Source organism: Pantoea sp. B9002, assembly GCF_013385945.1.
In the GTDB taxonomy this organism is placed as follows: Bacteria; Pseudomonadota; Gammaproteobacteria; order Enterobacterales; family Enterobacteriaceae; genus Pantoea.
In genome coordinates, this window is sequence record NZ_JACAPA010000059.1 from 76,045 (window position 1) to 89,869 (window position 13,825).

Genomic DNA, 13,825 nt, shown 5'->3' on the forward strand with positions numbered 1-13,825 from the left:
AGGTTACACTTAACCACTTTGATGAAATTTAGTGGTAACCGTTATGTCTTCTGAAAACCGGGATCAGGCATTAAGCGGCCTGACCTTAGGTAAGCCCACGGCTTATGTCGATCGCTACGATAACACGCTGCTGCAATCCGTGCCGCGCAGCCTGAACCGTGAGCCGCTTGGGCTGTATCCCGATAATCTGCCGTTTACTGGCGCAGATATCTGGACGCTGTACGAACTCTCCTGGCTCAATAGTAAAGGCGTTCCGCAGGTCGCGGTGGGCGAAGTGGTGCTGCGCGCCGACAGCCAAAACCTGATCGAGTCGAAGAGTTTCAAGCTCTATCTTAACAGTTTTAATCAGACCGTTTTCGCCGACTGGGGCGAAGTGCGCCAGACGCTGGAGCGCGATCTCAGCGCCTGCGCCAAGGGTCAGGTCAGCGTGGCACTGTTTCGTCTCAGCGAAGTGGAAGGCCAGCCGATCGGTCACTTCAGTGGCGAAGTGATTGATGAGCAGGATATCGAAATCCACGATTACGCCTTCAATGCGGATTATCTCGCGCAGGCTGCAGGCCGCGAAATCGTTGAAGAAACGCTGGTTAGCCATCTGCTGAAATCGAATTGCTTAATCACCAATCAGCCCGATTGGGGCTCGGTGATGATTCGCTACAAAGGCCCGCGTATCGATCGTGAAGCGCTGCTGCGTTATCTCATCTCATTCCGTCAGCATAATGAGTTTCACGAGCAGTGCGTTGAGCGTATTTTCAACGACGTTCAGCGCTATTGTCAGCCAGAAGCCTTGAGCGTTTATGCACGCTACACCAGACGCGGCGGTCTGGATATCAATCCGTGGCGCAGTAATGTGCCCTTCTCTCCGGGATTTTCCCGCCTGGTTCGCCAGTAACAGATTGCGAGACGCCTCGCAGGCCGCAGCACGGATGCGCGGTTCCTCTTGAGCATTTACGGCGGACAACGTTACTCTGTTGCAGGCGCGATTGAAGCATGCGCGACCAGGGATTTTCGTCGCTGCGTTAATAAGTTAAGCGCAGCGTCATCAGCCACGCATTTGCGTGTAAAGGAGTTCTCTTGATTACACATATCAGCCCGCTTGGCTCGATGGATCTGCTCTCCCAGCTTGAAGTCGACATGCTGAAGCGCACCGCCAGCAGCGACCTTTATCAACTGTTTCGTAACTGTTCTCTTGCGGTACTCAACTCCGGTAGCCAAACCGACAGCAGCCAGGAATTGCTTTCACGTTTCGAAAACTTCGATATCAACGTGTTACGCCGTGAGCGCGGTGTGAAACTGGAGCTGATCAACCCGCCGGAAGAGGCGTTTGTTGATGGCCGTATTATTCGTTCGCTGCAGGCAAACCTGTTTGCCGTACTGCGCGACATTCTGTTTGTAAACGGACAACTGGCTGCAACAGAACGCTGCCAGAACGATGAGCCGGAAGACTCTGCGCATATCACTAATCAGGTGTTCTCGATTCTGCGTAACGCGCGTGCGCTGCACATTGGCGAATATCCCAATACCGTGGTGTGCTGGGGCGGCCACTCAATCAATGCGGTGGAATACCAATATTGCCGCAACGTAGGCACGCAAATGGGCCTGCGCGAACTCAACATCTGTACCGGTTGCGGGCCTGGCGTGATGGAAGCACCGATGAAAGGTGCGGCGGTGGGTCATGCGCAGCAGCGTTATCATGACAGCCGTTTTATCGGCCTGACTGAACCCTCAATCATTGCCGCAGAGCCACCAAATCCGCTGGTCAATGAGCTGATCATCATGCCGGATATCGAAAAACGCCTAGAAGCCTTCGTGCGCATTGCCCACGGCATCGTGATCTTCCCTGGCGGCGTGGGCACGGCGGAAGAGCTGCTTTATCTGTTGGGTATTCTGATGAATCCGCACAACAGCGATCAGGTACTACCGCTGATTCTGACCGGACCCAAAGAGAGCGCTGACTACTTCCGCGTGCTGGATGATTTCATCGTCAACACCTTGGGCGAAGCTGCACGCAAGCACTACAAAATCATCATTGATGATGCTGCTGAAGTGGCGCGTCTGATGAAAAAAGCCATGCCGCAGGTGAAAGAGTATCGCCGCGAAACCGGCGATGCCTACAGCTTCAACTGGTCGATTCGTATCGCACCTGAATTGCAGGTGCCCTTCCTGCCGACGCACGAGAATATGGCAAACCTGAAGCTATTCCCGGATCAGCCTGCCGAGCTGCTGGCAGCCGATCTGCGTCGCGCCTTCTCCGGTATTGTGGCAGGTAACGTGAAAGAGATCGGGATTCGTGAAATTCGCGAGAAAGGCCCGTACAAACTGCACGGCGATGCCAATCTCATGCACCGCATGGACGAACTGCTGCAGGGCTTTGTCGCGCAGCAGCGCATGAAGCTGCCGGGTAGCGCCTACACGCCTTGCTACGAAATCATCAAATAACCCATCAGGAAGGCAGCCTGCGGGCTGCCGCTATCGCTATGTCGTTTCATCTTCTTATCATTGATGCCCTCAATCTGATTCGTCGTCTGCACGCCGTTCAGGGATCGCCGTGCCGCGACAGCTGCGTTGCCGCTTTGCATCAGTTATTGGGACATACCCAGCCCACGCATGTGGTGGCGGTGTTTGATAGCCATGAGCGTCAGCCCGGTTGGCGCCATCAATTATTGCCGGATTACAAAGCCGGTCGCCCGCCGATGCCGGAGGATTTGCATCTGGAGATGCCAGCGCTGCAGGAAGCCTTCCGCGCAGCAGGCGTCAGCTGCTGGGTGGCCGATTTAGACGAAGCCGACGATCTCGCCGCCACGCTGGCGGTGAAAATGGCTGAGGCCGGTCATCAGGCAACGATTGTTTCTACCGATAAAGGCTACTGCCAGCTGCTGGCTCCCAATATTCGTATTCGCGACTATTTCCAGAAGCGCTGGCTAGATGTGCCTTTTATCGAACAAGAGTTTGGCGTGACGCCCGCGCAGTTGCCCGATTACTGGGGATTGTGTGGTATCAGCAGCAGTAAAATTCCCGGCGTGCCCGGCATTGGCCCGAAAAGCGCCCGCGAGTTGTTGATGCAGTTTGGCTCGCTGGATGCGATCTATCAGCAATGGGATCAGGTACCGAGCAAGTGGCAGGGAAAATTGCAGGAACAGCGGGAAATGGCAGAAGTGTGCCGCAAAGTTTCAACGTTAAAGCGTGATTTGGTATTGCAAGGCAATCTCAATACATTGAGATATCAAACGAAATAGCGGTCGCCATAAATGGCGACCCTACGACCCGGTTTTGTAGGGTGCGCATTCATGCGCACCAGGCCACCATAAATGGCGACCCTACGACAATGTCCTGCGAAATAATTTGCATTACAGCAAGGCGGCAAGTGCGCGAGTCCCCGGGAGCATACATCAGTATGTGACCGGGGCGAGCAAGCGCAGCCAACGCCGCTGTAGTGCAAAGTATGAAGCAGGACCGCTGTAGCGCAAAGTATGAAGCAGGATTAGCGCTCGTCGCGACGGCCGCCAACCGCCGCCCACAGCCTACGCACGTGAACGGTGACTTCTTCGCGGTCGTGATAGAGCTGGCGCGCCTGAATCTGGGCATTAATGCCCTGCGCTTTCAGCGCGTCATCAATCATCGCCAGGTTCTGCGTCACTTCTTCGTAGCGCTTTTTCATTGGCAGTTTGAGGTTGAAGATCGCCTCACGGCACCAGCCATTCACCAGCCATTCGGTCATCAGGCTCGCTACGCGCACCGGTTTTTCCACCATGTCGCACACCAGCCAGCTGATATTGGTACGCGGCGGACGGAATTTAAAACCATCTTCGCGGCAGTGCGTGACTTGTCCGGTATCCATCAGGCTTGGTGCCATCGGGCCGTTATCCACCGCAAAAACCCACATGCTGCGCTTCACCAGTTGATAAGTCCAGCCGCCAGGGCAAGCGCCGAGATCGACGGCATACATACCGCTGCCTAAACGCTCATCCCACTCATCCGCAGGCACAAACACGTGAAACGCCTCTTCCAGCTTGAGCGTAGAACGGCTCGGCGCATCGGAGGGGAATTTCAGACGCGGAATGCCCATGTAGAACGGCGAGTTGTTTTCCGGCAGCGAATAGCCGACGTAACAGGTGCCCGGCGCAATAAAGAACACGTGCACCACCGGACGCTTCGGCGTTTCGTAATTAAGCAGGATTTTGCTTTCACGCAGGCTGGCACGCAGCGGCACGGTTAATTTACGGCAGAACTTGGTGAGCTCTTTCGCTTCATTGGTATCCGGCACTTCAACCCGCAATTCGCCGCCCTTCTCCACCACACCGGTCAGCATGCCGACAATTGGCGTGATGCGATCTTCTGGCGGCAGATCGCGCAGCAGCTCTCCCACCACCAGCATCTGACGCGCAAAGATCAGTTCGGCAAACGGCAGCGTTTGGATCAGCTTTTCAGCGTCCTCCTGCTGATAGCACTCATACAACACGTAACCCGAGTCATCTTTAACGCGCGGAAAGCCGTAAATCTCGCGCTCAGCGGCTTTAGCGCTGATTTCTGCCGCGCACTCTTTCTCAAATCCCGGACGGCAATAGAGTAAAACTTTATTCATGGCGATCTGCCTTTCGTTTCAGACGCAGTGCGCCAATCAACATCAAGAACCAGCCAATAAGGAAGCACAAGCCTCCCACTGGCGTAACAAAAACCCAAAACTTCATGTGCGACAGCGCCAGACAATAAAGGCTGCCACTGAACAACACGGTACCGAGCGCCATCGCGGCGCTACTCCAGTAAAACCAGATATTGGCGCGACGCAGCATAGCGGCACCCAGGCCAATCACCGCCAGCGTGTGATACGCCTGATATTCCAGGCCGGTATGTATCCACGCCATTTCGGCTGGGCCGAGCGATTTGCTCAGCACATGCGCGCCGAAAGCACCAAACGCCACTAGCAGAAATCCACTAATGGCAGCAAAAACAAACATGGCACGACTGGACATCAAACAATCCTCAAGGTAATGCGCACATCACTGTGCAGCCAGCAACGCATTAGTGATCGTAGCGAAAACGGAATTTTTCTTGTTCATTGGCCGCTTTTTCCAGGATCCACTGACGAAAGGCGGCTATTTTACCCAGTTCTGCCTGGCTGTCATGACAAACCAGATAAAAAGCATTTTTACTGACCAATACGTCATTAAAAGGACACACCAGACGACCGGCTTCAATTTCACTCTGCGCCATCACATTATTCGCCAGCGCCACGCCCTGACCATGAATCGCCGCCTGCAATACCATGGCGCTGTGGCTGAATATCGGGCCCTGTTGCACATTAATGTGCTGCACGCCCAGCTGACGCGTATAGGATTGCCAGTCGCGGCGCGATGCATCATGCAGTAGCGTGCAGTGCGCCAAATCGGCTGGCGATTTGAGTGGATTATCACCCGTCAGCAACATCGGTGAGCAGACCGGCAGCAAATATTCGGCATACAATTTCTCAACCCGCAGGCCTGGCCAATTGCCGCGACCGTAGAAAATCGCCACGTCGACATCGTCCGCCAATTTCTCCTCATCACGGTCCACCGCCTGGATACGCACGTCGATGCCCGGATAAGCCATATTAAAGCTGGAAAGGCGAGGCACCAGCCACTGAATGGCGAAACTCGGCAGCAAACTGACGGTCAGCGCACCCTTAGCGCTGCGCGCTTGCAACTTGCGCGTCGCATCGTTCAGGGCGGAGAAAATCTCCTTAATATCTAAATAGTAGCTTTGACCTTCTTCTGTCAGTAAAAGCGAACGATTCCTCCGGCGAAACAGCTTTAGACCGAGGAAATCTTCCAGAGATTTGATCTGATGGCTGACAGCAGCCTGGGTAACAAACAGCTCTTCAGCGGCTTTGGTGAAGCTCAAATGACGGGCAGCAGCATCGAAGACGCGTAAAGCATTAAGCGGCGGAAGGCGTTTAGACATGGTTTTCCGTATCCGGATTGACAAGGTAATACTTCAACTTATACAAAGTCGCTACGTATTAGTTTTTTTAATCCGAGACATTATAATTTGTCCGTTGAGGAAGCTCCAGCAAATACCTATAGTTGCCGCACTTCCTGAGCCGGAACGAAAAGATTTCTGGAAACGTGCGAGAGATCGCAGACTTTTGGAGAACTTTTGGCTTGTGGTCGTGATGTTGTGTTTGCATTTTGATCTGACGCTTGCAGATCAAGCTTTTAATTCCTGTAGATTTACCCTGCCTGTCCATAGTGATTTTAAATAGCACCGCAAATTGCGGTGCTTTTTTTTATGTCTTTACTGCCCCATCTCCACCATCTCTTTGACGTCAGAGCGGTTAATCTGCTGCTTATTGCCATTGGCATCCTGATAGCTGATCATACCGGTTTCGTCATCAACTTTAGGTTTGCCATCGGCGACGATGGTGCGACCATCGTTAGTGTGCATCACGTAATTGCTGGAACATGCGGACAGGGTAAAGGCCAGAGTACACACGGCCAGCACTGCGGTGAGTTTATTCATCTTCTATCTCCTTGCAGATTGATTGCATTAAACCACCCGCATGCGCTCACCAAAGGTAGCGCCAGTGAAATCGACTATGAATAGCGACGCGTTATGCGGGTTTCGGTTCAAACCTTGCAATAAATAGCATAACGCGCTTTTCCAGCTTTGCCAGGCAACGGGCCAGCTTTCAGCCTGGTCCTAACATGATTAACAGTGGGCTGAGTATGACCATGTTTTCCCCAAGCGCCTTTCGCCAGCAGTTTCCCGCGCTGAGCGATGCCGGAATCTACCTTGATAGCGCGGCCACTGCACTCAAGCCGCAGGCGGTGATCGACGCAACCGCACAGTTCTACAGCTTAAGCGCTGGCACCGTGCATCGCAGCCAGTTCGCTGCCGCACGCGCATTAACGGAAAAATACGAACAGGCGCGCGGATTAGTGGCGCGCTGGCTCAATGCTGCGGACGATCGGCAGATTGTCTGGACGCGCGGCACCACCGAAGCGATCAATCTGGTGACGAACAGTTGGCTGGCTCCGCGACTGCAGGCTGGCGATGAAATCGTGGTTAGCGAAGCCGAACATCACGCCAATCTGGTGCCGTGGCTGATGGTGGCAAAAGCGGCGGGCGCGAAAGTGGTGAAATGGCCGCTGGGCGAAGATCGTTTGCCGGATCTCGCGCAGCTGCCAGCACTGCTCAATTCACGCACCCGCTTGCTGGCCGTTGGCCAGATGTCGAACGTCACCGGCGGCTGTCCGGATCTGGCGCAGGCGATCCGTTTAGCCCATGACGTCGGCGCCAAAGTGATGGTCGATGGTGCACAAGGCGTGGTGCATTGTCCGCCGGATGTACAGGCACTTGATATTGATTTCTATGCTTTTTCCGGCCATAAGCTTTACGGCCCAATGGGCATTGGCGTGCTGTATGGCAAAGCGGAATTGCTGGAAGCGATGGATCCATGGCAAGGCGGCGGCAAAATGCTGACGCAGGTCGATTTTAACGGTTTCACACCGCAGCCGGTGCCGTGGCGTTTTGAAGCCGGAACGCCTAACGTTGCAGGCGTGGTAGGCTTGAGTGCGGCGCTGCAGTGGCTGGCGCAACATGATGGCAAAAAAGCCGAAATGTGGAGCCAGCAGCTGGCGAGCCTCGCCGAGGAGCAGCTGAGCGAGATCCCCGGTTTTCGCAGCTTCCGCTGTGGCAATGCCAGCCTGCTGGCGTTTGATATTGCCGGCATTCATCACAGCGATATCGTCACGCTGCTCGCCGAGCATGGCATCGCATTGCGCGCCGGGCAGCACTGCGCGCAGCCGCTGATGGCGGCGCTTGGCGTCACGGGCACGCTGCGCGTCTCGTTCGCCCCCTATAATAATTTGCAGGACGTGGATGCGCTGGTGCGCGCCATGCGCCATGCCGTCGACTTACTGAGTGAATAAGCCCATGACATCAACTCTGCTCGCTCCGCATCCGTTCGGCGATCTGATTACCGCAGCCAGCCTGACGGAAAAGTTCACCCATTTTCATCAGTGGGAAGATCGTTATCGCCAGCTGATCCAGCTCAGCCGCCAGCTGCCTGCGTTAGCGGAAGAGTTAAAGACGCCGGAAATTGAACTCACGGGCTGTGAAAATCGCGTGTGGCTCAGCAGCCAATTGCTGAACAACGGCACGCTGCACTTTTATGGCGACAGCGAAGGACGCATCGTGCGCGGATTGCTGGCGGTGTTATTGACGGCGGTGGAAGGCAAAACGCCAGCCGACTTGCTGCTGCAAGATCCGCTGGCGTTGTTTGATACGTTAGGTCTGCGCGCGCAGCTCAGTGCGTCGCGCAGCAGCGGTTTACAGGCGCTGGCAGATACGGTGCAGCGCGCGGCACGTCAGCACGCTCAGGCCGTTTGACGCGCCGCCTTCGCCAGAAACTTCTTCAACGCGTGAGAAACCGCCACAAACCCGAACGTAGCGGTAACCATGGTTGCCGCACCAAATCCGGCGGCACAATCCATGCGTTTAGGGCCTTCTGCGGTGGAGCGTGAAGTACACACGCTGCCGTCCGGCTGCGGATACATCAACGCTTCCGTCGAGAATACGCAGTCGATGCCGAGCTTGCCTTTACTGTTCTTCACCACGTTAAAATCCCCTTTCAATCTCTCACGCAGCTTGGCCGCCAGCGGATCCTGAATGGTTTTTGCCAGATCGCTCACCTGGATCTGCGTGGGATCGATCTGGCCGCCCGCGCCGCCGGTGGTTATCAGCGGGATCTTGTTACGACGGCACCAGGCAATCAACGCGGCTTTGGGGCGCACGCTGTCAATCGCATCAATCACGTAGTCAAAACCCGCCGATAACAGTTCAGCGGTATTTTCCGGCGTGATGAAGTCATCGATGCAGATCACTTCGCATTCAGGATTGATGGCGCGCATACGTTCCGCCATCACTTCGGTCTTCGCCTGGCCTACTTTGCCCTGCAGCGCGTGAATCTGGCGATTAGTATTGGTGATGCAGACATCGTCCATATCAATCAGGGTGATTTTACCGATGCCGGTGCGCGCTAACGCTTCCGCTGCCCACGAACCCACGCCGCCAATACCGATCACGCAAAAGTGCGCGTCGGCAAAACGCTGCAGCGCGTCCTGCCCATAGAGACGCGCCGTGCCGCCAAAACGTTGTCGCCAGGCGTCGCTTACTACTGTCATAACCAAACCTTTCCGGGAAAACAGGACATTAATTAGAACCTAACAGCAGCGAACCGTTGTTGCCATTTTGTGGGTTGCTAAACAGCGGCTGACCGGTGCCCGGCGCGGCTTTCAGCACCCAGACGCGGCCATAATGGTTGTAGAAACCGGCCAGATGCGCCGCATCCGGGCCAACGCCCTGATAGATATCGAAGTGCTGGCCTTTAATCGCGCCGCCCACGTCCAACGCTACCATCAGGCGCATCTCATATTTGCCATTGAACTTGCCCTTCTCGTTCAGCTGCGGCACTTCGGCTAACAGCACGGTTCCGGCCGGAATCAGTGAACGATCGGAGGCAACGGATGCTTTGGCAATCAGCGGCACCGCGCTGGCACCGCGCACCGGCACATACTCTTCCGGTTTAAAGAAGACAAAGGATTGGTTGGTTTCCAGCACCGAACGCACTTCCTGTGGCGAATGCTCTTGCGCCCACTGACGAATCGCCTGCATCGACATATCTTCGCGCTTCACTTCACCGCGATCGATCAGCTCTTTACCGATGCTGTGATAAGCCCAGCCATTTTTGCCGCCGTAGCCAAAGAAGCGCAGCGGACGACCATCACCAAAATCAACGTAGCCGCTGCCCTGCACATCCATCATGAAGTTATCGATCAGCGAGTTGCTGTAGGCAATGATGTAGCGATCGTCGAGCCCGCCATTATAGATAGAAGCGCGGCTCGGCAGTTTCTGTCCACGCGGACGCGGTGGCATACGATAAATCGGATACTGGAACTCGCCCTGACGGGTATAACGCGCTTCCACAACCGGCGTGTAGTAGCCGGTGAACTGCACGTTGCCGTAATTGTCAGTGCCTTCCATCTGATAAGCATTCAAACCAAACTGGTTGAGCTGGCGCGTATCAGCGCCGGACAGCAGCCAGTTTTGCACGGCGCTGTAAGTGCCGTTGTTGCGCCCGAACAGGCCAGACGAGGCGGTTTGAATCTGCACCACCTGATCGCCAAAGTCTTTGCCATTCACCGGACGCCCTTTGGCATTCGGTTGATTGACCAGCCCAAGCGGTTGCTCCAGCTTGCCATCTATATACTGTTGACCGCGGTCGGTCGGTTTAGAACTACAGCCCGCTAACAGCGCGATAAATGCGCCAGTAAGTGCATACTTCGCCCAATGTCCTTTCATAACCTTCTCTTTTTATCGATTGTTTGCCCGGCGACGATAGCAAAGGGGCAGAGAGATTGAAATCTGCCATAAGCGGTCATGCTCACATCTGTACAATAATTCACCCAATGGCGAGTTTATTCATCAACTAGCTGTAAATTTAGCGTTTTGTCTCAAAAAGGGGTTGCATCGCCGCGCGTCCAGAGTATAGTGCGCATCCACGGACGCGGGGTGGAGCAGCCTGGTAGCTCGTCGGGCTCATAACCCGAAGGTCGTCGGTTCAAATCCGGCCCCCGCAACCAATTCTTCTTAACTGAAGAGACAATGTGAAGTGTCGTGTAACGCGTCAGTCGGACGCGGGGTGGAGCAGCCTGGTAGCTCGTCGGGCTCATAACCCGAAGGTCGTCGGTTCAAATCCGGCCCCCGCAACCAATTGTCTTAAGAAGAATACAATGTGAAAAGTCGCTTAACGCGACAGACGGACGCGGGGTGGAGCAGCCTGGTAGCTCGTCGGGCTCATAACCCGAAGGTCGTCGGTTCAAATCCGGCCCCCGCAACCAATCATTTAAACACCTTAACGGGTGTTTTTTTGTTTCTGCCGTCCGGAAAAAAGCGGCATTGCTGCCGCCCTCCTCAGCGATGCGCCAGCGCCGCACCCTTATCAAAATACGCCTTAATCCCATGCAGAATCGCCTCAGCCACCTGATGCTGATAACGCGCCGTGCGCAGCTTGCGCTCCTCTTCGACGTTACTGATAAACGCGGTTTCCACCAGTATCGAAGGAATATCCGGCGCTTTCAGTACCGCGAAACCCGCCTGATCGACGGTGCGCTTGTGCAGGTGATTAATATGCCCCATGCGTGACAGCACCTCTTTACCAAACTTCAGGCTGTCGCTGATGGTTTGCCGCTGCACCATGTCGAACATGGTGTGGTCGAGATAGCGATCGCCGCTCATGCTGACGCCGCCAATCAAATCGGCCTCATTCTGCGTTTGTGCGAGGAAGCGTGCCGCCGCTGAGGTAGCACCGCTGGTCGAGAGCGCAAACACCGACGAACCGCGCGCGGCCCGGCTGGTGAAGGCATCGGCGTGGATCGAGATAAACAGATCCGCGCGCTGCTTACGCGCTTTCGCCACGCGGACGCGCAGCGGGATGAACACATCCTCATTGCGCGTCATGTAGGCTTTCATGTTGCGCTCTTTGTCGATTAGCGCCTTCAGATAGCGACCAATCTTCAACACGATATCTTTCTCACGCGTTTTGTATTTGCCATGCGCGCCGGGATCTTCACCGCCATGGCCGGGATCGATCATGATGATAATCGGTCGGTCGCGCCCCGCTTTCCCTGGCAGTGCCGCCTGCACCGGCTGATCGCGCTCAAGATCGCCCTGATTGTAATCCTGCAGTAATGCCAGTAGCGGATCCTCTTCTCGTGATTGCTGGCTAGGATAGAGATCGACCACTAAGCGATGCTTGATACCTGCCACCGGCGCCAATGTGAACGTCTTGGGCGCAATGCTGCGCTTCAGTTCCAGCACCAGCCGCACCGTGCTGGCATTAAACTGGCCGACGCGTGCAGTTTTGATGTAGGGATCGTCCACGCGCACCAGTTTATCGACCCCTTTCAGGACCGGATTAATGTGCATATTTTCGATATCGATAACCAGACGATCGGGATTACTCAGCGTGAACTGTTGGTACTTGAGAGGAACGTTTGATTCCAGTGTAACGCGGGAGTAAGTCGATGATGGCCAGATGCGCACCGCCACAATATGCTGGCTGGCAGCCAGCCCGGTACGCGTGACGCTCAGCATCAATAGTGCGCCAGCGCCCTGTAATAATCGTCGTCGTGTGAAAGCTTCGGACATGCCGCTCCAACTGCTGTGTAATGTCTAAAAAATCGTCACTTGATGGCAAGAAAGTGAAAACTTTGTTCGATGAGAATTGTCTTGTCTTGCCGGAAAACCCAGATAATGCAGTCTGTTAGCGCGTGTTGCATCAGGAAAATCGTAAAGTAACGTCAGGCCCGGCGCTTGCAATAAGGGGCAAAAGAGCATAAAAATACGAAAATTACGAATAAACATGCACAGAGGGCTTTGCCGTGAAGGAACGCAGTACAGAACTGGTTCAGGGTTTTCGCCATACCGTTCCCTATATAAATACCCATCGTGACAAGACCTTTGTCATCATGTTGGGTGGCGAGGCCATCGAGCATGAGAACTTCTCAAGCATCGTTAATGACATCGGTCTGCTGCATAGTCTCGGCATTCGCTTAGTGGTGGTTTATGGTGCGCGCCCGCAGATTGACGCCAGCATGGCCCAGCAACAGCTGGAACCGATTTACCACAAACACACGCGTGTTACCGATGCGCAGTCGCTTGAGCTGGTAAAGCAGGCCGCCGGTCGCTTACAGCTGGATATCACCGCGCGTCTGTCAATGAGCCTCAACAACACGCCGCTGCAAGGTGCGCACATTAATGTGGTGAGCGGCAACTTCATCATCGCGCAGCCGCTGGGCGTGGATGATGGCGTTGATTACTGCCACAGCGGCCGTATTCGTCGTATTGATGAGGAAGCGATCCATCGTCAGCTTGATAATGATGCGATTGTGCTGCTCGGTCCGGTAGCGGTTTCTGTGACCGGCGAGAGTTTTAACCTGACGTCAGAAGAAGTGGCGACGCAGCTGGCAATTAAATTGAAGGCCGAGAAGATGATTGGTTTCTGCTCCGAACAGGGCGTGACCAATCGCGAAGGCGCGATTATTTCTGAACTGTTCCCGAACGAAGCCCAGGCGCGCATCGACGAAATGGAGAGCGACGGCGATTTCCTCTCCGGCACCGTACGTTTCTTGCGTGGTGCGGTAAAAGCCTGCCGCAGCGGCGTGCGTCGCAGCCACCTGATCAGCTATCAGGAAGATGGTGCGTTGCTGCAAGAACTGTTCTCGCGCGACGGTATCGGCACCCAGATTGTGATGGAGTCGGCCGAGCAGATTCGTCGCGCCAACATCAACGATATCGGCGGTATTCTCGAACTGATTCGCCCGCTGGAACAGCAAGGGATTCTGGTACGTCGTTCCCGTGAGCAGCTGGAGATGGAGATTGATAAGTTCACCATTATCCAGCGCGATAACCTGACCATCGCCTGTGCCGCGCTCTATCCGTTCCCAGACGAGCAGATTGGCGAGATGGCGTGCGTTGCCGTGCATCCGGATTACCGCAGTTCATCTCGCGGGGAATTGTTGTTGGATCGTGTGGCATTGCAGGCGAGGCAAATGGGACTGAAGAAGCTGTTTGTGTTAACCACGCGCAGCATTCACTGGTTCCAGGAACGTGGTTTTACGCCGGTGGATATTGAGTCTCTGCCAGAGAGCAAGAAGCAGATGTATAATTATCAGCGTCGTTCAAAAGTGCTGATGGCGGATTTGGGGTAAGTGCGGTTGGTGCGATTGGCAAGGTCGCCATGAATGGCGACCCTACAAAAACCGTTCATATCGACCATACGAAACCATTC

General features: G+C 54.9%; 13 protein-coding genes and 3 tRNA genes. 9 read left to right on the top strand and 7 right to left on the bottom strand.

The window, feature by feature from the left end; translation table 11 throughout:
• The first annotated feature begins 43 nt into the window (after positions 1-43).
• The 3 genes from queF to xni all read left to right on the top strand — a co-directional run bounded on the left by queF (position 44) and on the right by xni (position 3,233).
• Positions 44-889 carry an NADPH-dependent 7-cyano-7-deazaguanine reductase QueF gene (gene queF / locus HX773_RS23640; protein ID WP_176973557.1) on the top strand — a complete coding sequence of 282 codons (846 nt, stop codon included), beginning with the start codon at positions 44-46 and terminating at the stop codon, positions 887-889.
• 182 nt (positions 890-1,071) lie between these two features.
• Positions 1,072-2,436 carry a nucleotide 5'-monophosphate nucleosidase PpnN gene (gene ppnN / locus HX773_RS23645; RefSeq protein WP_008101375.1) on the top strand — a complete coding sequence of 455 codons (1,365 nt, stop codon included), beginning with the start codon at positions 1,072-1,074 and terminating at the stop codon, positions 2,434-2,436.
• A gap of 38 nt (positions 2,437-2,474) precedes the next feature.
• On the top strand, positions 2,475-3,233 hold the full coding sequence (xni, locus tag HX773_RS23650; RefSeq protein ID WP_176973558.1) for a flap endonuclease Xni: 759 nt from the start codon (positions 2,475-2,477) through the stop codon (positions 3,231-3,233).
• A gap of 245 nt (positions 3,234-3,478) precedes the next feature.
• Here the strand turns inward: xni and rlmM are convergent, their stop codons facing one another.
• The 4 genes from rlmM to HX773_RS23670 form a co-directional block, all read right to left on the bottom strand.
• The gene (gene rlmM / locus HX773_RS23655; protein ID WP_176973559.1) at positions 3,479-4,579 is read right to left on the bottom strand and encodes a 23S rRNA (cytidine(2498)-2'-O)-methyltransferase RlmM; all 1,101 of its coding nucleotides are present in this window, start codon (positions 4,577-4,579) and stop codon (positions 3,479-3,481) included.
• Complete coding sequence (locus HX773_RS23660) at positions 4,572-4,967, bottom strand: DUF423 domain-containing protein (RefSeq protein ID WP_008109570.1); 396 nt, start codon at positions 4,965-4,967, stop codon at positions 4,572-4,574. The genes rlmM and HX773_RS23660 overlap by 8 nt, the downstream gene beginning before the upstream one ends.
• 49 nt (positions 4,968-5,016) lie before the next feature.
• The gene (locus HX773_RS23665; protein WP_154155407.1) at positions 5,017-5,934 is read right to left on the bottom strand and encodes a transcriptional regulator GcvA; all 918 of its coding nucleotides are present in this window, start codon (positions 5,932-5,934) and stop codon (positions 5,017-5,019) included.
• 333 nt (positions 5,935-6,267) lie between these two features.
• Positions 6,268-6,492, bottom strand: a complete 225-nt coding sequence (locus HX773_RS23670; protein ID WP_008109575.1) for a YgdI/YgdR family lipoprotein — start codon at positions 6,490-6,492, stop codon at positions 6,268-6,270.
• A 206-nt stretch (positions 6,493-6,698) separates the two neighbouring features.
• On the opposite strand from HX773_RS23670, the gene csdA reads away from it, so the two are divergent.
• Together csdA and csdE are read left to right on the top strand one after the other, a co-directional pair.
• Positions 6,699-7,904, top strand: coding sequence for a cysteine desulfurase CsdA (gene csdA / locus HX773_RS23675; RefSeq protein ID WP_176973622.1), 1,206 nt, complete (start codon positions 6,699-6,701; stop codon positions 7,902-7,904).
• A 4-nt stretch (positions 7,905-7,908) separates the two neighbouring features.
• The gene (gene csdE / locus HX773_RS23680) at positions 7,909-8,364 is read left to right on the top strand and encodes a cysteine desulfurase sulfur acceptor subunit CsdE (protein WP_176973560.1); all 456 of its coding nucleotides are present in this window, start codon (positions 7,909-7,911) and stop codon (positions 8,362-8,364) included.
• Here the strand turns inward: csdE and tcdA are convergent.
• A complete protein-coding gene (tcdA, locus tag HX773_RS23685; RefSeq protein WP_176973561.1) occupies positions 8,352-9,158 on the bottom strand; it encodes a tRNA cyclic N6-threonylcarbamoyladenosine(37) synthase TcdA in 807 nt (268 codons plus the stop codon). The genes csdE and tcdA overlap by 13 nt on opposite strands.
• Positions 9,159-9,186: 28 nt before the next feature.
• Positions 9,187-10,335 carry a murein transglycosylase A gene (gene mltA / locus HX773_RS23690; protein WP_176973562.1) on the bottom strand — a complete coding sequence of 383 codons (1,149 nt, stop codon included), beginning with the start codon at positions 10,333-10,335 and terminating at the stop codon, positions 9,187-9,189.
• A 204-nt stretch (positions 10,336-10,539) separates the two neighbouring features.
• Here mltA and HX773_RS23695 point away from each other — a divergent pair.
• The 3 genes from HX773_RS23695 to HX773_RS23705 all read left to right on the top strand — a co-directional run bounded on the left by HX773_RS23695 (position 10,540) and on the right by HX773_RS23705 (position 10,874).
• Positions 10,540-10,616: transfer RNA gene (locus HX773_RS23695), tRNA-Met, on the top strand.
• A 53-nt stretch (positions 10,617-10,669) separates the two neighbouring features.
• Positions 10,670-10,746, top strand: a tRNA-Met gene (locus HX773_RS23700).
• 51 nt (positions 10,747-10,797) lie between these two features.
• Positions 10,798-10,874: transfer RNA gene (locus tag HX773_RS23705), tRNA-Met, on the top strand.
• A 73-nt stretch (positions 10,875-10,947) separates the two neighbouring features.
• Here HX773_RS23705 and amiC read toward each other — a convergent pair.
• The gene (amiC, locus tag HX773_RS23710) at positions 10,948-12,183 is read right to left on the bottom strand and encodes an N-acetylmuramoyl-L-alanine amidase AmiC (RefSeq protein WP_176973563.1); all 1,236 of its coding nucleotides are present in this window, start codon (positions 12,181-12,183) and stop codon (positions 10,948-10,950) included.
• Between the two features lie 233 nt (positions 12,184-12,416).
• Here amiC and argA point away from each other — a divergent pair, with 233 nt between their 5' ends.
• Positions 12,417-13,745 (top strand): amino-acid N-acetyltransferase, encoded by a 1,329-nt coding sequence (gene argA, locus HX773_RS23715; protein WP_007891884.1) that lies wholly within the window; start codon positions 12,417-12,419, stop codon positions 13,743-13,745.
• Positions 13,746-13,825: the final 80 nt, after the last annotated feature.

Coding starts and splice junctions, on each gene's coding strand:
- xni (WP_176973558.1), top strand. CDS start 2,475: ATGTCGTTTCATCTTCTTATCATTGATGCCCTCAATCTGATTCGTCGT.
- HX773_RS23665 (WP_154155407.1), bottom strand. CDS start 5,934: ATGTCTAAACGCCTTCCGCCGCTTAATGCTTTACGCGTCTTCGATGCT.
- queF (WP_176973557.1), top strand. CDS start 44: ATGTCTTCTGAAAACCGGGATCAGGCATTAAGCGGCCTGACCTTAGGT.
- HX773_RS23660 (WP_008109570.1), bottom strand. CDS start 4,967: ATGTCCAGTCGTGCCATGTTTGTTTTTGCTGCCATTAGTGGATTTCTG.
- tcdA (WP_176973561.1), bottom strand. CDS start 9,158: ATGACAGTAGTAAGCGACGCCTGGCGACAACGTTTTGGCGGCACGGCG.
- csdA (WP_176973622.1), top strand. CDS start 6,699: ATGACCATGTTTTCCCCAAGCGCCTTTCGCCAGCAGTTTCCCGCGCTG.
- HX773_RS23670 (WP_008109575.1), bottom strand. CDS start 6,492: ATGAATAAACTCACCGCAGTGCTGGCCGTGTGTACTCTGGCCTTTACC.
- mltA (WP_176973562.1), bottom strand. CDS start 10,335: ATGAAAGGACATTGGGCGAAGTATGCACTTACTGGCGCATTTATCGCG.
- csdE (WP_176973560.1), top strand. CDS start 7,909: ATGACATCAACTCTGCTCGCTCCGCATCCGTTCGGCGATCTGATTACC.
- amiC (WP_176973563.1), bottom strand. CDS start 12,183: ATGTCCGAAGCTTTCACACGACGACGATTATTACAGGGCGCTGGCGCA.
- rlmM (WP_176973559.1), bottom strand. CDS start 4,579: ATGAATAAAGTTTTACTCTATTGCCGTCCGGGATTTGAGAAAGAGTGC.